At 72.4% G+C, this 17,078-nt stretch carries 12 protein-coding genes; 5 read left to right on the forward strand and 7 right to left on the reverse strand.

Annotated elements, in window-relative coordinates:
- Window positions 1-749: DUF1800 family protein (locus AB4Y83_RS20405; RefSeq protein ID WP_442298014.1), on the reverse strand; the 749-nt coding region annotated here is incomplete at its 3' end.
- A 121-nt stretch (window positions 750-870) separates the two neighbouring features.
- Here AB4Y83_RS20405 and AB4Y83_RS20410 point away from each other — a divergent pair.
- The 3 genes from AB4Y83_RS20410 (at window position 871) to AB4Y83_RS20420 (ending at window position 6,426) form a co-directional block, all read left to right on the forward strand.
- On the forward strand, window positions 871-1,695 hold the full coding sequence (locus AB4Y83_RS20410) for a nucleotidyltransferase family protein (protein ID WP_442298015.1): 825 nt from the start codon (window positions 871-873) through the stop codon (window positions 1,693-1,695).
- A gap of 96 nt (window positions 1,696-1,791) precedes the next feature.
- On the forward strand, window positions 1,792-5,925 hold the full coding sequence (locus tag AB4Y83_RS20415; RefSeq protein WP_442298016.1) for an AAA domain-containing protein: 4,134 nt from the start codon (window positions 1,792-1,794) through the stop codon (window positions 5,923-5,925).
- Window positions 5,926-5,991: 66 nt separating this feature from the next.
- Complete coding sequence (locus AB4Y83_RS20420) at window positions 5,992-6,426, forward strand: tetratricopeptide repeat protein (protein WP_442298017.1); 435 nt, start codon at window positions 5,992-5,994, stop codon at window positions 6,424-6,426.
- A 246-nt stretch (window positions 6,427-6,672) separates the two neighbouring features.
- Here the strand turns inward: AB4Y83_RS20420 and mscL are convergent, their stop codons facing one another.
- The 5 genes from mscL to AB4Y83_RS20445 form a co-directional block, all read right to left on the reverse strand.
- The gene (mscL, locus tag AB4Y83_RS20425) at window positions 6,673-7,038 is read right to left on the reverse strand and encodes a large conductance mechanosensitive channel protein MscL (protein WP_442298018.1); all 366 of its coding nucleotides are present in this window, start codon (window positions 7,036-7,038) and stop codon (window positions 6,673-6,675) included.
- 157 nt (window positions 7,039-7,195) lie between these two features.
- A complete protein-coding gene (locus AB4Y83_RS20430; RefSeq protein ID WP_442298019.1) occupies window positions 7,196-7,897 on the reverse strand; it encodes an SAF domain-containing protein in 702 nt (233 codons plus the stop codon).
- Complete coding sequence (locus tag AB4Y83_RS20435) at window positions 7,897-8,784, reverse strand: S-methyl-5'-thioadenosine phosphorylase (protein WP_442298020.1); 888 nt, start codon at window positions 8,782-8,784, stop codon at window positions 7,897-7,899. The genes AB4Y83_RS20430 and AB4Y83_RS20435 overlap by 1 nt, the downstream gene beginning before the upstream one ends.
- Window positions 8,785-8,857: 73 nt before the next feature.
- Window positions 8,858-9,226 carry an FmdB family zinc ribbon protein gene (locus AB4Y83_RS20440; RefSeq protein WP_442273762.1) on the reverse strand — a complete coding sequence of 123 codons (369 nt, stop codon included), beginning with the start codon at window positions 9,224-9,226 and terminating at the stop codon, window positions 8,858-8,860.
- A 45-nt stretch (window positions 9,227-9,271) separates the two neighbouring features.
- Complete coding sequence (locus AB4Y83_RS20445; protein WP_442273763.1) at window positions 9,272-10,792, reverse strand: potassium/proton antiporter; 1,521 nt, start codon at window positions 10,790-10,792, stop codon at window positions 9,272-9,274.
- Window positions 10,793-11,020: 228 nt separating this feature from the next.
- Here AB4Y83_RS20445 and AB4Y83_RS20450 point away from each other — a divergent pair, with 228 nt between their 5' ends.
- Window positions 11,021-13,552 (forward strand): penicillin acylase family protein, encoded by a 2,532-nt coding sequence (locus AB4Y83_RS20450; RefSeq protein ID WP_442298032.1) that lies wholly within the window; start codon window positions 11,021-11,023, stop codon window positions 13,550-13,552.
- A 95-nt stretch (window positions 13,553-13,647) separates the two neighbouring features.
- Here the strand turns inward: AB4Y83_RS20450 and AB4Y83_RS20455 are convergent, their stop codons facing one another.
- Window positions 13,648-14,262 carry a 5-formyltetrahydrofolate cyclo-ligase gene (locus tag AB4Y83_RS20455; RefSeq protein WP_442273764.1) on the reverse strand — a complete coding sequence of 205 codons (615 nt, stop codon included), beginning with the start codon at window positions 14,260-14,262 and terminating at the stop codon, window positions 13,648-13,650.
- Between the two features lie 59 nt (window positions 14,263-14,321).
- On the opposite strand from AB4Y83_RS20455, the gene AB4Y83_RS20460 reads away from it, so the two are divergent.
- Window positions 14,322-16,964 (forward strand): UTP--glucose-1-phosphate uridylyltransferase, encoded by a 2,643-nt coding sequence (locus tag AB4Y83_RS20460; RefSeq protein ID WP_442298021.1) that lies wholly within the window; start codon window positions 14,322-14,324, stop codon window positions 16,962-16,964.
- Window positions 16,965-17,078 lie beyond the last annotated feature (114 nt).

Here is a 17,078-nt window from a genome sequence, read left to right on the forward strand (position 1 = left end):
TCGGTGAACTTCCCGACGCCGACGGTGTGCAGCTCGAGCAGCTCGCGGCCGTAGTTCTCGTTCGGCGCCTTCTTCGTGCTGTCGGCGTTGTCGAGGACCTTGAGCATCGACGGGTGCCGCGCTGCCGCGTTGAGCATGTCGGAGTACTTACCGAGCGCGTGCTTGCGGATGACGTCACGCTGGAAGAGGTGGGCGCTGTCCCAGACCTCGCTGCTCGGCACCGGGACGACGAGGTGGTTGGTCCAGAAGTCGACGACCGTCTCGAGGAGCTGCCGGCGCGAGAAGAGGGCCCGCGCGACGTGCGACTCGAGCAGGTCGTACATGACGGCGTACGTATTATCGGCCGGGAGGCGCTCGCGCACCTCCCACGTCTTCCAGCCTAGTCGCGGCCAGCGCTTGAGGATGCCGTCCATAGCGGTGTCGGGGACCTTGGTGAGCGGCGCGAGCTGTGCGTCGAGCCATGCCGTCGTGCCCGCCGTGCGGACCTCGGCGACCAGCGCCGGGGTCGGGCCGAACGTCGCGCGTCGCAGCAGGTGCAGCACGGGGTCGGTCGTGACGGCTGCGGTCATGACCGCGGGGGTGGCCGTCGCGGGCGCCGCTGCCGCGGAGGCGGGGGCCGCGGACGCGGTCGTCGCGGTGGCCACGGCGAGGGCTGCGCCGCTACCGAGCCTGGAGAGCACACGTCGGCGCGCCGGCGCTGCGGCCGACGGCCGGGCGGACGACGGCGACTCGGGGGAGTGAGCGGTCATGCGAGGGACGGTACATACCAGACCGGGCGTTGACTCCGCTATCGGACATTTCGGTCAGGCTCGCCGATCCGGCCTCGGGACGAGGCTCCGGTAGCGTCCGGCCCATGCCGAGGACCGCCCGATGATCACCGACGAGGCGTTGCGCCGGATGGTCGACGAGCTGACCGGCGTGCACGGGGTGCTCGGCGTCGTGCTCGGCGGCAGTCGCGCCCGCGGCGACGCGCTGCCCACCTCCGACGTCGACCTCGGCGTCTACTACGAGGGTGTGCCAGACACCGCCGAGCTGACACGTCTCGCGAGCCGGTGGTCAGGGCGCGACGTCGCGGTGGGGGAGCCCGGTACCTGGGGCCCGTGGGTCGACGCCGGTGGCTGGCTCGAGGTCGAGGGCACCGCCGTCGACTGGATCCTGCGCGACGTCGATCGGGTTGCAGCACAAGCGGATCGAGCGAATCGCGGTGAGTTCGCCTTCCACCTCCAGGCAGGTCACCCGCTCGGCTTCCTTGACGTGGCGTATGCCGCCGAGCTGGCCACCGGGGTCGTTCTGGCCGACCCGGCCGGTCGGCTCGCGTCCCTGCGAACGGCCGTGACGGCATACCCCCTCGCCCTGCGCGACGCGATGGTCGGCGCCCTCTGGGAGGCCGACTTCCTCGTCGGCGCGGCCGAGAAGGGAGCCCGGCGCGCGGACACGACGTACGTGTCGCTCGCGCTCGCCCGAGCGGTCCTGCTGTGTGCCCACGCGCTGCACGCGGACGCCGGACGCTGGGTGACGAACGAGAAGGGGCTCGTGCCCGCGGTCGCGATGCTGCCCGCGGCGCCGGAGCGGTTCTCGCGGGACGCCGCCCTCGCCCTGGGCGCGCTGGGCACCACCGAGGCGTCCCTCACGGCTGCGGTCGCGGCCGTGGGCCGTCTCGTCGGCGAGACCCGCGCCGCGCTCGGCGACCGCTGACGAGAGCGCACGTCGCCGGCTGCCGCAGCACGGATTCCTCTGCGCGATGGTCTGTCGGTGGCGGGTACGCGAAGGTTCGTTCGTTAGCCTGCTGGAATGACCGACGCCCTCAGGACCGACCCTGCCCCCAAGGCCGAGTCGCCCTCGGGCGATCCACGCGCCGACCGCGTCAGGGCCGCCGTCAGGACGTGGCAGCGCACGCTCGTCGACCTCGGCGGGCGCAACACGCTCCTCTGGTACCGCGACCTGCCCTCCGGCACCCTCGACCTGACGACCGCGCACCCCGGCGGCGTCTCGATGCTGCTCGCCGGTCGTCGCACGCGACTGTCAGACCTCGTGCGCGAGCCCGCTGCCTTCGAGGAGGCCCGCCGCCGTGCGCGCGCCATCCGGTCCAAGGCCCTCGAGCTGCACGAGGAGCGCGGCATCGCGGCCGGCTTCATCGCCATCGGCATGGCGACGTGGTCCGTGCCTCGCGCCGCCCGCCCCCCGGCGTCGCCGGTGCTGCTGCGCTCGTGCGTGCTGCGCCCGACGGGCGCCGCCCAGGAGGACTTCGAGATCGACCTCGGCCCCGAGGCCGAACTCAACCCCGTCCTGCGCGAGTACCTCCGCTCCGAGCAGGGCATCGAGATCGACGGGGACGCGCTCGCCGACCTCGCCACGGCGGGCAACGGCTTCGACCCCTACCCGGTGTATGCCGCTCTCGGCCACGCGTGCGAGCGCGTGCCCGAGTTCGAGATCACCCCGCGGCTCGTCCTCGGCACCTTCTCCTACGCCAAGCTGCCGATGGTCGCCGACCTCGCCCTCCAGGGCGACACCCTGGCCAACCACGACGTCGTCGCGGCGCTCGCGGGCGACGAGTCGGCGCTCGCAGCGGTGCGGCTGCGCCTGCCGGAGAGTGACCCGGACCCCGACCCGGAGCACGAGTACCTCGTCCTCGACGCGGACTCCTCCCAGCACGCGGCCATCGACGCCGTACGCGCGGGCGCCCACCTCGTCGTCAAGGGGCCTCCCGGCACGGGCAAGTCGCAGACCATCGTCAACCTCATCGCCTCGCTCGCGGCCGAGGGCAAGTCGACCCTCTTCGTCGCCGAGAAGCGCGCCGCCATCGACGCCGTCCTCAGCCGCCTCGACCGTCTCGGGCTCGGCGACCTCGTGCTCGACGCCTACGACGGGCCGACGAACAAGCGCGCGACCGCCCAGCAGTTCGCCAAGAGCCTGGACGCCGCGGTCGCGAACGACACTTCCGAGACCGACCGCACGACCGCGACGCTGCGCGACCGCCGAGCTCGCCTGCAGAAGCACGTCGAGGCGCTCCACGCCGTGCGCGACCCGTGGGGTGTGTCCGCGCACGAAGCCCAGCAGGCACTCGTCGAGCTCGGCACGCGCACGCCTCCCCCGACGTGTCACGTCCGACTCGGCAGCCGCGACCTCGCCGGACTGAGCCGCCCGAGGGCCGTCGAGCTCGGCCGCCGGCTGCGCGACGCCGCGGGGCTCGGGGCGTGGACGCGGGACGGTGACGACCCGTGGTTCGGCGCCCGCATCCTCACGGCCGACGACGCGGCCCGCGCCCTCGACGTCACGACCCGCCACAGCACGAGCGGGCTCGACGAAGCGGCCCGCGAGCTCAACCGCATACTGTCGGAATCCCATGTGCCAGAGGCGAACTCGCTGGAGGACTGGAAGTCGGCCTTCGCCACGATGTCGAGCGTCCGCGAGACCCTCGAGGTGTTCCGGCCCGAGGTCTTCGACATCCCGCTCAAGGAGCACATCGCCGCCACGGCGACGCGCGACTGGCGGGAGGCCCGCGACGTCGACATGGGCTGGCTCGACCGCTGGAAGATCCGGCAGCAGACCAAGCGGCTCCTGCGCCCCGGTCGACCGCCGGCCAACCTCCACGAGGAGCTCGTGTCGGCCAGCGAGCAGCGTGAGCACTGGTTCGAGCTCGTCGGCGGCGGCGGTCGTCCGGAGATCTCGCCGCGCCTCGACGAGGGGCTGTCGTTGCTCGCCGGCCTCACGGCGGACCTCGAGTGGCTCGACGACCGCCTCCAGGTCGGGCCCGACGGGCGCACGCTGACGTCCCTGCCGCTGCGCGACCTGCGGGACCGGCTCGCCGGGCTCGCGAGCCGACCCGACCGGATCGCCGTGCTGCCCCAGGTCACGTCGGCCCTCGACGAGCTGCGCTCGACCGGGCTCGGCCCGGTCGTCGACGACCTCGCGGCCCGCGGGATCCCCACCGACCAGGTCACGGCCGAGGTCGAGCACGTGTGGTGGGCCTCCCTCGCCCAGGAGATCACCGTCCGCGACCCGGCGTACGGCGCCCACGACGGCGCGGGACTGCGCCGCGACGTCGCGGAGTTCGCCGAGGCCGACCGAGCCCACCAGTCGGCGACCGTCGACCGGGTGCGCGCCGCGGTCGCCCGCAACATCCGCGAGGTCCTCGCCGACCACCCGGCCCACGAGGCGCTCGTGCGCGCCGAGGCCGGCAAGGCCCGCCGCCACAAGCCGCTGCGCGACCTCATGCCGCAGGCGTCGTCCACGCTGACGGCGATCAAGCCATGCTGGGCGATGAGCCCGCTCGTCGTCGCGTCGACGCTGCCGCCGGGGCGCTGGTTCGACGTCGTCATCTTCGACGAGGCCTCGCAGGTGCAGCCCGCCCAGGCGATCTCGGCCATCTCCCGCGCCCGCCAGGTCGTCGTCGCCGGCGACGAGCGACAGCTCCCGCCGACGAACTTCTTCACCGTCGTCTCCGACGACGAGTCCGATGCCACCGCCCCCGCCGACGAGACCCTGACCGAGGGCTTCGAGTCGGTGCTCGACGTGCTCGCCGCGGCCCTGCCGACCCGCAACCTGACGTGGCACTACCGCAGCCGCGACGAACGCCTCATCGCCTTCGCCAACGACACGATGTACGACGGTCGACTCACGACCTTTCCCGGCACGTCGCTCGACTCGGCCGTCACGTTCGAGCCGGTCGACGGCCAGGCTGTCGTGCAGCCGGGCGTCGACACCATCGAGACGACCGACGGCGAGGTGGCCCGCGTCGTCGAGCTCGTCCTCGATCATGCCCGCACCCGTCCCACGGAGTCGCTCGGCGTCATCGCCCTCGGCATCAGGCACGCCGACCGCCTCGAGGAGGCGATCACCGAGGCGCTGCGCACCGCGCCCGACGTCGCCGCCTTCTTCGACGACTCCCGCGACGAGCGCTTCTTCGTCAAGAACCTCGAGCGCGTCCAGGGCGACGAGCGCGACGCCATCATCCTGTCGATCGGCTACGGCAAGACGCCGCACGGCCGGGTCCTGCACCGCTTCGGCCCGCTCAACATCGAGGGCGGTGAGCGACGGCTCAACGTGGCCATCACCCGAGCCCGCGCACGGATGACCGTCGTGTCGGCGCTGCGCGCGATCGACCTCGACCCCGAGCGGCTCAAGGCCCGCGGCGCGCTCATGCTCCGCGACTTCCTCGCGTACGCCGAGCGGCGCGGTGGCGTCGGCGACGACGACACCCTCTTCGCCTCCGCTCCCACGACCGTCGACCCGCTGCGGCACGACCTCGCCGAGCGCCTGCGCCGCCAGGGCCTCACCGTCCACGAGGACTACGGCACGGCCACCCACCGCATCGACATCGCGGTCGAGGACCCCTACCACCGGGGCCGCGCGCTCATCGCCGTCGAGACCGACGGGAGCAGGTATGCCGCCCTGCGCAGCACGCGTGACCGTGACCGCCTGCGCCCCGAGCAGCTCGGCCGCCTCGGCTGGGTGCACGAGCGGGTCTGGAGCACCGACGTGTTCCGCGACCCCGCGAGGGAGCTCGCTCGCATCGTGACGCTCGCCCGCACGTCGTCGCCGCCCCGCGAGGTCGAGCCGACCGACGGGGCCGTGTCGACGCCCGACGACGGCGCCGGTTCGACGAGCGCGGCGGACGGCGACCGGACCGCCGGGGGCGCCGATGCGGCCTCCGGAGGCTCCCGCCCGGCGACGGACCCGGCCTCCTCCGACGGAGCCGGCACCTCGACGACAGAGTCTGCTGCTCGCCCGAAGCGCAAGCGGCGCAGGGTGTTCCGCAAGGGCACCGGGGACGCGGACGGCGCCCCCGACGCCGATGCGAGCGAGCCCGGTGCGGCGCTCGGCCGCAGCAGCGACGAGCTCGACCTCGGCTGGGGCGAGCGGTCCGCGGGCTCAGGTCTGGGTGACCGCTGGCTCGAGGAGCAGCGACCCCCGCACTACGAGTGAGCTGACGCGGGCGACGGCGGCGCGACGTGCCGGAATGCCGTGACCTCGTGGGGCGTTGTGGGCCTCATGAACACGACGACACCGTTCTCGCTGCGCCTCTCCTGGGCCCAGGGTCTCTTCGAGCGAGGTGACCACGTGGCTGCCGCGACCGCCCTGGCCGAGCTCGTCGACGAGGTCGAGTCGTCGCGCACGGCCGGGACGGCGGACGACGCGGTGCTGCACTCCGTCACGGACCTGCGGCTCATGCTCGCCCGCGCCTACTTCCAGTCGGCGCAGCTCGGCCGGGCCGAGGCGACCCTCAACGAGGTCATCGAGCACTCGCCGACGGACTCCTACGCGCACCTGCTGCTCGGTCGCACCCTGCAGCGCGCAGGCCGGCACGCCGAGGCCGCCCGCCCGCTCGCCCTCGCCGAGGTCCTCGGCGACTACGAGCGCCCCGAGGCCTACGGCTCCGTGCCCATCGCGGAGGCAGGCCCGTCCGACACCACTGAGCCCGCCTGACCCGACGTCCCGTCGAGTCGCCCCGTCGTCACACGTGACGGGAGTGGCCCCGTCGTCACACATGACGGGTGCCCCCCCGTCGCGTGGCCCCGTCGTCACACGTGACGGGTGCCCCCACACTCGAGTGGCCCCATCGTCACACGTGACGGGTGGGGCCGGGCGGCCACTCGAGGTGACGGCTGGGACTGACGAAGGGGCGGGAGCGGTCGGCTCCCGCCCCTGCGACGTGCGTTCGTGTGGTCCGACTCAGCGGGCGCGGAGGCTGTCGCGGATCTCCGTGAGCAGGATGACCTCTTCCGAGGGAGCCTCGGGCTCGGGCTCGACACCGGCCTTGCGCCGCTCGGCGAGGTGGTTCATCGGCACGACGACGATGAAGTAGACCGCGGCAGCCACGATGACGAAGCCGACGAGCTGGGTCAGGAAGGCGCCGAAGTGCACGCCGCCCGGGTTGAACTGCGAGAAGTTCGGCTTGCCACCGAGCTTGCCGATCAGGTCCATGATGACGGTGACGAACGAGTCGACCACCTTGGCGAACGCGGTGCCGATGACGATCGCGACCGCGAGGTCGACGACGTTGCCTCGCATCAGGAAGTCCTTGAAACCCTTGATCATGCGCGTCCCTTTCTGTGCCCCTGGACTGGGTGATCTCGATGCCACGGGGGTTGTTGCGACCCGTCCCTGTGGGTCCTGCTGTCTGCTGGGCCTGTGACCCGTGTGCGATGCTGCGACGAGAGTGACGTGTGAGGCGGACACTCCGGGCATGCCGAGCCTACTGCGCAGCCCCGGACCCGTGCCGGACGGCGACGACCAGACTCTGGCCGGCCTGGAGCGCGCTGAGACCGCGCGCCACCTCCGCGGCCTGCGTCGGGTCGAGCGCGAGGGTCACGCGGGCCGGCGCCCCCGTCCCGAGACCGGTCGAGTCCTCGGCCGCGCGGACGGCGAGGACGACGACATCGGTCGCGGCCCGGGTGCCGGAGCCGGTGGCGTAGAGGTCGACGTGGTCACCGGGCCGCACGCCGACCGAGGCGGCATCGAGGACGGGGACGCTGAGGGCCACCTGATCGTCGGGTTGGCCGGCCAGCAGGTCGCCCCCGACGAGGCGCTCGGGCGTCACGACCTCGTGGACGGCCAGGGGAGCGGCGGCGGTGCGGCCGACCACCGCCTCCACCGTCGACAGCGCCGTCCCCGGCCGCTGACCGCCGGGGCGGACCGAGACGGTGACGTCGTCGACGCCGATCGTCTGCCCGGAGGCGACGTCCCGGGCCACGACGACCGTCGGCAGCCCGGTGCCTCCTGCGGGTGCCGGGCGCAGGGCCGAGACCGTGACGAGCACGGCCAGGGCGGCGAGCGCAGCCGCGGCCCACCGCCGCCAGCGCGCGCGCCTGGCCCGGCGTCGGCGCGGACCGTCGGGCCACGCCGCCCGCCGGCCCTCGCGACGCCAGCGGGAGCCCGAGAGCACGCCGGCCGTCATCAGGGGAGCGGGAAGGGCAGCTCGAGACCGTCGAGGCTGCGTCGGCACGGGCAGCTGGCCGTCTCGTCGGGCTCGTGCGCGGGCATCTGGCCGATGGCGTCGCGCAGGATCGAGGTGAGGTGCTCGACGTTGGTCGCGAAGACGCGCAGGACCTCGTCGTGCGTGACGGCGTCACCGCCCTCGACGCCGGCGTCGTGGTCGGTGACCATGGCGATCGTCGTGAAGCACATGGCGAGCTCGCGGGCCAGGGCCGCCTCGGGCATCGTCGTCATGCCGACGATGCCGAAGCCGGCCTGCTGGTGCATGAGCGACTCGGCGCGGGAGGAGAACCGCGGCCCGTTGACGACCACGAGGGTCCCGTCCGTCACGACCTCGAGCTCCGAGAGCCGGGCCGCGGCCACCGCGACCTGACGGCCGTTGGGGCAGTAGGGATCGGCGAACCCGACGTGGACGACCGGACCCTCGGTCTCGTAGATGGTGTGGGCCCGCCCCCACGTGCGGTCGACGACCTGGTCGGGCACGACGATGGTGCCCGGCCCGTGCTCGGGCTTGAGCGAGCCGACGGCGCAGGGGGAGAGGATCTGGCGGACGCCGACCGCGCGCAGGGCCCAGAGGTTCGCGCGGTAGTTGACGCGGTGCGGGGCGAAGCGGTGGCCCTTGCCGTGCCGCGCGACGAAGGCGACGCTGCGGCCCTCGACCTCACCGATGACGAGCGGGTCGCTCGGGCGCCCGAACGGGGTCTCGACGTCGACGGTCTCGTAGTCGTCGAGGAACTCGTAGAGGCCCGACCCGCCGATGACGCCGATCTCGGCGCGCACACCCTCTGTGGGCACGCCGGGCACCCCCGGGACGGCGGGGTCGGACAGGGTCGTCTGCTCAGTCGTCATGCGAGGAGCCTAGGGCGGGCACCCGGCCGGCCGGACGGCATACGCCCTCGGGTGGGGACAACGTCCTCCGGGCTCAGGTGGCTGTGGACGACGACCCGGACGACGACCCCGAGGACGTGGACGCGGTCTTCGCCGGCGTCGACGTGCTCGAGCCGCTCGACGACTCGGACGCCGAGGTGGATGACGATCCGCCGTCCTTCTTCTTCGTGTCACCCGAGCCCGCGCCGTCGGAGGCCGCTGGCGTCGAGGCGCCCTTGGACGCGGCGCGCGAGTCGGTCTTGTAGAAGCCCGAGCCCTTGAACGCGATGCCGACCGGGTGGATCACCTTGCGCAGGCGGGGCTCGCCGCACTCCGGGCACACCGTCAGGGAGTCGTCGGTGAACGACTGGCGGATGTCGAAGGCGTGGCCGCACTCTTGGCACGCATAGGAGTAGGTGGGCACAGGTGAACCTCGGACGTCGGGAGCGGAAGATGACCGAGGGTCAGTCTACGGCCAGCCGGCGAGGCGCCCGCCCCGGCTGATCTCGCGGATGCGGCGCTCGGTGCGCTGCTTGACCTTCGAGGTCGTGACGACGAGCAGCCGGTCCCCGTGCCGGATCGTCGTGTGATGCTCGGGCACGAACCCCTCGCCGGCGCGCACGACGAGGGTGACGTTGGCGCCCTTGGGCAGTCTCAGCTCGAAGACGGCCACCCCGTGCAGCCTCGACTCGGCACCCACCGTCACCTGGATGACGTCCGCGCCGATCTCCATCAGGGTGGTCGACTCGAGGTCGACGTCGACCGAGTGGACGTGCTCGGTGAGACCGAGCCGCCGCGCCACCCACGGCAGCGGCGGCGCCTGCACGATCGTGAAGATGACGACGAGCATGAAGACGAGATCGAAGATCCACTCCGTGTCCGGCGTGCCCACGACGAGCGGCACCGTGGCGAGCACGACCGGTACGGCGCCGCGCAGTCCCGCCCACGACAGGAAGACCTGGTCGCGCCAGGGCACCCTGAACCACGACACCGACGCGAAGACCGAGAGCGGCCGGGCGACGAGCAGCAGCACGAGGCCGATGACGACGGCCGGGACGATCTGCTCGTCGAGACGCCTCGGGTCGGCGAGCAGGCCGAGCAGCACGAAGAGGCCGATCTGGGCGATCCAGCCGAGCGCGTTGGCGAAGCTCTGGAACGCCACCCGGTTGGGCAGTCCCATGTTGCCGAGCACGAGGGCCGCGAGGTAGGTGGCGAGGAAGCCGGAGACGTGGATCGCGGCGCCGATCGCATACGCCAGGACGGTGAGCGCGACGACGCCGATCGAGAAGAGGGCGGACGACGCGCCGGCGACGCGGTGCAGCAGCTGCCCACCGACCCAGCCCACGGCACCCCCGACGAGGGCGCCCCCGGCGAGCTCGACCGCGGCGTGCAGCACGAGCACCCACCAGGGGTCGGCCGTGCCGCCAGGCACGCCCTGGGCGGCGAAGGCGACGACGAGGATGACGACCGGCGCGTCGTTGAAGCCCGACTCCGCCTCGAGCATCCCGGACAGACGCTTGGGGATCGGTACGTTGCGCAGCACCGCGAACACGGCGGCCGCGTCGGTCGAGGAGACGATCGCGCCCATGAGGAGCGAGATCGTCCACGACAGCGGGAGGAAGGCGTGCGCGGCCACCGCGACGACGAGCACCGACACGACGACCCCGACCGTCGAGAGCACCGCGGCGGGGGCCACCGAGTCCTTGATGTTGGACCACGACGTCGTCAGGCCACCCTCGGCCAGGATGAGCACGAGGGCGGCGTACCCCAGCACGCGGGTGATGGACGCGTCGTCGAACTGGATGCCGGCGCCGGCGTTGCCGAGGGCCAGGCCGATCCCGAGGTAGATGAGGAGCGACGGCAGGCCCGAGCGGACCGACAGGCGCACGGCCGCGACGGCCACGAGGAGCACGAGCGACCCGATGAGGAGCACGCGCGTCAGGTCGTCGAGGTCCATGGTCGACGACGTGATGCTCGCGAGTGCGGTCAACGGCAGCTCCTCCGGTGTGGGGCAATCCAACCATCCCGGTGCCCGCGCCCGTGGAGCGGTCCGCGGGCGTCGCGCCCGGGTCGGGAGCGTTGGTCGTCGGTTCGGCAACGATGTCGCGCGGCGCCCCACGGGCTGCGAGCTGCACCGTCCGCGGTGGCCTAGGCTCGTCGCGTGTCACGGTTGAAGCGCACCCGTCGGATCGTCCTGCTCGTCGCCGTCCTCGTCGTCATGGCGGTGGTCGGCGTCGGGATCCTGGCGATCGGGGTGGTGCGGCAGTCGTTCCCGGAGACCTCGGGACAGCTCGAGATCGAGGGCCTGACGAGCTCGGTGTCGGTGCACCGCGACGCCCAGGGCGTCCCCACGATCTACGCCGACAACGCGAGCGACCTCTTCCGGGCGCAGGGTTTCGTCAGCGCCCAGGACCGCTTCTTCGAGATGGACCTGCGCCGCCACGTCACGGCCGGTCGGCTCTCCGAGCTCGTCGGCAGCGCCGGCCTCGACAAGGACAAGGTCATCCGCACGATGGGCTGGCGCCGCATCGCGGAGCAGGAGCTGCCGAAGCTCGCGCCCGAGACGCGGCAGTACCTCCAGGCGTACGCCGACGGCGTCAACGCGTACATCAAGAAGGCCGAGACGCCCGAGAAGATGTCGCTCGAGTACACCGTGCTCGCTCGGCGCAACCCCGGCTACCGCGTCGAGCCGTGGACACCCGTCGACTCGCTCTCGTGGCTCAAGGCGATGGCGTGGGACCTGCGCGGCAACTACAACGACGAGCTCGCCCGCGCCCGCCTGTCGCGCACGACGCGCTCCCTCAAGCAGATCAACCTGCTCTACCCGCCCTACCCCGTCGACCGCAACCAGCCGATCCTCTCGGAGCAGGACTGGCAGCCCGCGTCCGCGAGCGACCAGGCGGCGAGCCCGGCGCCCGAGGCCCTCAAGGCGATGCGCTCCGAGGACGGCAACGCCGCCATCGACTCGGCGCTCGCGTCGGTCAACGCGGTCCCGTCGAGCCTCGGCCGCGGCGACGGCATCGGCTCGAACTCGTGGGTGGTCTCGGGCTCGCGCACGACGACGGGCAAGCCGCTGCTCGCCAACGACCCGCACCTCGCCCTGTCGATCCCCGGCATCTGGGGCCAGGTCAACCTCCAGTGCCGCACCCTGAGCGCGGCGTGCCCCTTCCAGGTCTCGGGTTTCACCTTCTCGGGCCTGCCCGGCGTCGTCGTCGGCCACAACGACAAGGTCGCCTGGGGCCTGACGAACCTCGGCCCCGACGTCACCGACTTCTACCTCGAGCAGGTCTCGGGCGACGGCTACCTCCGTGACGGGCTGACGAAGCCGCTCGAGACGCGCCAGGAGGTCATCAAGGTGGCCGGCGGCGCCGACGTGCCGCTGACCGTGCGCTCCACGGTGCACGGCCCGATCATGTCCGACATCGTCCCGGCCATCGACGCCGCGGGCGACCGCAGCGTCGTGCGTGGTGCTCCCCAGTCCAACCGGTATGCCGTGTCGCTCGCGTGGACGGCGCTGACCCCGGGCACGACGGCCGACGCGATCTTCGCCCTCAACCGGGCCACGAACTGGTCGGACTTCCGCAAGGCCGCGGCCCTCTTCTCGGTGCCGTCGCAGAACCTCGTCTACGCCGACACGGCCGGCCACATCGGCTACCAGGCTCCCGGCAAGATCCCGGTGCGACGTTCGGCGACGCCGGGCGCGCCCCCCGGCTTCTGGCCGTCGCCCGGCTGGGACTCGCAGTGGGACTGGAAGGGCTACGTGCCCTTCGACGACATGCCCAACACCTTCGACCCTGCCGAGGGCTTCATCGTCACGGCCAACCAGGCCGTCAGCGCGAGCCCGACGCCGTTCCTCACGTCGGAGTGGGACTACGGCTTCAGGGCGCAGCGCATCCGCACCCTGCTCGCCGCGACCCCCAAGGTCTCGCCCGAGACGATGTCGCAGATCCAGGGCGACACCCGCAACACGTACGCGCCGGGCCTCGTCGAGCGACTCCTCGCCGTGCAGGTCGACGACTTCACGGCGCAGGCCCAGCGACTGCTGCGCGACTGGGACGGCAACCAGCCCAACGACAAGACGCGCGACGCGGCCTCGGCGGCGTACTACAACGCCGTGTGGAAGCACCTGCTCGAGTACACCTTCGACGAGCTCCCGCCCGACATCGCCCCCGACGGCGGTAGCCGCTGGATGGTCGTCATGGAGCAGCTGCTCAAGGACCCCAAGAACGACTGGTGGGACGACAAGACGACGCCCGGCGTCACCGAGGGCTCCGGCGAGATCCTCAAGCGCGCGCTCGTCGAGGCCCGTCTCGACCTCGCCCGCGAGCTCGGCAAGGTGCCCGCGACGTGGCGCTGGGGACGCCTGCACTCGCTCGACCTGACGCACCAGGTCATGGGCGCCGACGGCGTGCCCGAGTTCGTCCAGAACCTCTTCAACCGCGACGACATCGAGCTCGGCGGCGGCAACTCCATCGTCAACGCCAACGCGTGGAACGCCTCGAAGCCCGGCTACGACGTCACGAGCGGCCCGTCGATGCGCATGGTCGTCGACCTCGGCAACCTCGACGCGTCGCGCTGGGTCAACTCGACCGGCCAGTCGGGGCACGCCTACGACGACCACTACTCCGACCAGATCGACGCGTGGGCGGCCAACGAGACGTTCGGGTGGCCGTTCAGCCCGACCGCGGTGCGCGAGGCGACCGACGACGAGCTGACGCTCGTGCCGCCGTCGCCGACGTCGAACCCGTAGCCCGTCGCGTCACCCGCGCGGCTGCGCTCGGCCCCCGAGGGCGTATGCCGTGGGCTCGGGTCCCACGACCGGCTCGGCTCGATGACGCGCGCGCGTCAGCGCAGCCGCACGACGCGTCCGGTCGTCGTGACGTAGCCGTCGACCGGGAGGTCGTGCGCGTCGGCCGGCAGGTCGGCGTCGCTCTGCTCGCCTTCGTGGAGCAGGGTCACGACGGGTGTGGCCGGGTCGCGGTGGAGCAGGGCCCGGTCGTAGCAGCCGCCGCCCTGACCGAGGCGCGTGCCGTGCCCGTCGACGGAGAGCCCGGGCGTGACGACGAGGTCGCACGTGGCGAGGGCGTCGGTGCCGAGCCAGCCCCGTCGCTCGTCGGCGTCCGGGGCGCGGCCGCCGTGGCCGGGGCGGCGCACGGTCGCGTCGTCGCCCGAGGTGCCCGGGACGGCATACCTCCACTCGAGCGAGAAGTCGCCCTGCACGACGGGCACGATGACCTCGTGGCCGGCCGCGAGGAGCGCCTCGACGAGGCGGTCGGTCGGCGGCTCGTCCGGGAGGGACTCGTAGACCGCCACCCGGGCCGGGTCGGGCACGAAACGGAGCACCGCCCCGGCGATCGCCGCCGCGGCGGCGTCACGCTCGGCCGGGGTCAGGCGCGACGCGATCTCGCGCCGCCGGGCCCGCGCGGCGTGACGCAGGTCACGCTTGTCCAGGCCGCTCACGGGGAGCACATTCCGCGCACTCGGGTGACGCACATGCGGCCCATCGTAAGGTGATGCCCATGAGTGACCAGGGGCTCCACGCGTCCGTCGCACTGATGCGCGAGCGGGGCCTCGGTCCTGAGGCGATCAGGGTGTTCGAGCACTACTACGAGCAGCTCCAGGCCGGGGCGCTCGGCACGATCCCCGAGGAGTCGATCGAGCCCCTCGGCGAGGTGCAGACCCTCCGTGAGGTCCAGGTGTCCGACGAGGAGGCGCGCGAGGCGCTGTCGCGCACCGCCGTCATCAAGCTCAACGGCGGCCTCGGCACCGGGATGGGCATGACGGGCGCCAAGTCCGCGCTCGAGGTCAAGGACGGCCTGACCTTCCTCGACATCATCGCCCTGCAGGTGCTGGCCCTGCGTGAGCGCTGGGGGGTCGAGCTCCCGCTGGTGCTCATGAACTCGTTCCGCACCTCGGAGGAGTCGCTCAAGATCCTCGCGAAGTACCCCGACCTGCCGGTCGACGGGCTGCCGCTCGACTTCATCCAGAACGCCGAGCCCAAGCTGCGCCCCGACGACCTCATGCCGGTGCAGTGGCCCGACGACCCCGAGCTCGAGTGGTGCCCGCCGGGCCACGGCGACATCTATGTCTCGCTCGTCACGTCCGGCGTGCTCGACTCCCTGTTGGAGAAGGGGATCCGCTACGCCTTCCTCTCCAACTCCGACAACCTCGGCGCGACGTGCGACCCCGACGTCGCGGCGTGGATGGTCGAGCACGGCCTTCCCTACGTCGCCGAGGTGTGCAAGCGCACGAAGAGCGACCGCAAGGGCGGTCACCTAGCGGTGCGCAAGTCCGACGGCCGCATCGTGCTGCGCGACACGGCGATGGTGGCCGAGGGGGAGGAGCGCTACTTCCGCGACATCAAGCGGCACAACACCTTCAACGCCAACAACGTGTGGATCAACCTCGAGGTCCTGCGCGAGCGGATGACGGCCAAGCAGGGCGTCCTGGGCCTGCCGATCATCGTCAACCACAAGAACGTCGACCCCGCCGACCCGGGCTCGCCCGAGGTCATCCAGATGGAGTCGGCGATGGGCACGGCGATCGAGGTGTTCGAGGGCTCCGAGGCGATCCTCGTGCCGCGCACGCGCTTCCGTCCGGTCAAGACGACGAACGACCTGCTCGTCATACGGTCCGACTTCTTCGCCCTTGACGAGGGCTACCACGTCGTCGCGACCGTCGACGCGCCCGAGCCCTACGTCGACCTCGACTCGGCCTACCGCTTCGTGTCGGGCTTCGAGCAGCGCTTCCCCAAGGGGGTGCCCTCGATGCGCGACTGCACGAGCCTGCGCGTCATCGGTGACCCCGTCTTCGGCCGCAACGTCCGTTGCGTCGGCGAGGTGCTCATCGACGGCTACCGCCGGGTCCTCGACGACGCCGTGCTCGGTGAGCTGCCGACGCCGCAGCCGGCGCCCGTCACGACACCCGGCGACGTGCGCACCGTCGACGAGCACCTCAAGGCCATCCTCTCGACCCTCGAGCCGTCCCCGACCGAGTGGACGCCGCTCACCGAGGCCCTCGGCCTCGTCGTGGCCCGCGACGTCCGGGCCAAGGTCAACCTGCCGCACTTCGACAACTCGTCGATGGACGGGTATGCCGTCCGCGCCGAGTCGCTCGCGTCCGCCGGTGAGTCCCCGGTGCGGTTGCGCATCGTCGGCGAGGTCGCCGCGGGTGCCGACCCGACCTTCTCGGTGGGTGTGGGGGAGGCGGCCAGGATCATGACGGGCGCCACGATCCCCGAGGGTGCCGACGCCGTCATCGCCGTCGAGGACACCGACGGGGCCGCAACGGGCGACGTCCAGTGCCGCGTGGCGGTCCCGCCGGGTCGCTTCATCCGTCCGCAGGGCGAGGACGTGTCGTCGGGCGAGGTCATCGTCTCGGCGGGCGAGGTCGTCGGCGCCCGCACCATCGCGCTGCTCGCGGCCTGCGGTCATGCCGAGGTCGAGGTCCACCGCCGGCCGCACGTCGTCGTGCTGTCGACCGGTGCCGAGCTCGTCGAGCCCGGAAGACCCTTGCAGCCCGGTCAGATCCACGACTCCAACTCGTCCATGCTGTGGGCTGCCGCCGTCGGCGCCGGGGCGTCGGCCGAGATCCGGGCGGCGGTCGGCGACTCCGACGAGGAGCTGCTCGCCGTGCTCGACGAGGTGGTCGCCGAGGCCGACGTCGTCATCACGAGCGGCGGAGTCTCGATGGGCGCCTACGACGTCGTCAAGAGCGCCCTGCGCGGCGAGGGCATCGACTTCGTCAAGGTCGCGATGCAGCCGGGCAAGCCGCAGGGCTACGGGCTGTTGACCGGGCCGGGTGGCAAGCAGGTGCCGCTCTTCGCCCTGCCCGGCAACCCGGTGTCGTCGTTCGTGTCGTTCGAGGTCTTCGTGCGCCCGGCGCTGCGCCGGCTCATGCGCCTGAGCCCCGAGAAGCGCCGGTTGCGGCCGGCCACGCTCATCTCCGGCGTCGAGTCCTTCGGCGGGCGGCGCCAGTTCGGTCGTGCCGTCGTGTCGCGGTCGGCGGAAGGCACGCTCGTCGCCGTCCCCGTGGCGGGGCAGGGCTCGCACTTCGTCGCCGACCTCTCCCGGGCCAACGCCCTGTTCGTCGTGCCCGAGGACGTCACCGAGCTCGTCGCCGGTGAGGTCGTCGACGTCCTCGTCCTCGACAAGGAGGCGTGATGAGCGACCGACCCGGGGCACAGCCAGATCCGAGCGACCCGTGGGTGGCGACCCCGGAGTGGGGCGGGGCCGAGGCCTCCCCGTCAGAGGCCCCGGCCGCTGCCGAGGCGCCGG

The sequence above is a fragment of the Terrabacter sp. RAF57 genome, from assembly GCF_052113925.1.
In the GTDB taxonomy this organism is placed as follows: domain Bacteria; phylum Actinomycetota; class Actinomycetes; order Actinomycetales; family Dermatophilaceae; genus Terrabacter.

Bases quoted from the DNA above. Each gene is read 5' to 3' on its own strand.
- AB4Y83_RS20410 (WP_442298015.1), top strand. From the start codon at position 871: ATGATCACCGACGAGGCGTTGCGCCGGATGGTCGACGAGCTGACCGGC.
- AB4Y83_RS20415 (WP_442298016.1), top strand. From the start codon at position 1,792: ATGACCGACGCCCTCAGGACCGACCCTGCCCCCAAGGCCGAGTCGCCC.
- AB4Y83_RS20420 (WP_442298017.1), top strand. From the start codon at position 5,992: ATGAACACGACGACACCGTTCTCGCTGCGCCTCTCCTGGGCCCAGGGT.
- mscL (WP_442298018.1), bottom strand. From the start codon at position 7,038: ATGATCAAGGGTTTCAAGGACTTCCTGATGCGAGGCAACGTCGTCGAC.
- AB4Y83_RS20430 (WP_442298019.1), bottom strand. From the start codon at position 7,897: ATGACGGCCGGCGTGCTCTCGGGCTCCCGCTGGCGTCGCGAGGGCCGG.
- AB4Y83_RS20435 (WP_442298020.1), bottom strand. From the start codon at position 8,784: ATGACGACTGAGCAGACGACCCTGTCCGACCCCGCCGTCCCGGGGGTG.
- AB4Y83_RS20450 (WP_442298032.1), top strand. From the start codon at position 11,021: ATGGCGGTGGTCGGCGTCGGGATCCTGGCGATCGGGGTGGTGCGGCAG.
- AB4Y83_RS20460 (WP_442298021.1), top strand. From the start codon at position 14,322: ATGAGTGACCAGGGGCTCCACGCGTCCGTCGCACTGATGCGCGAGCGG.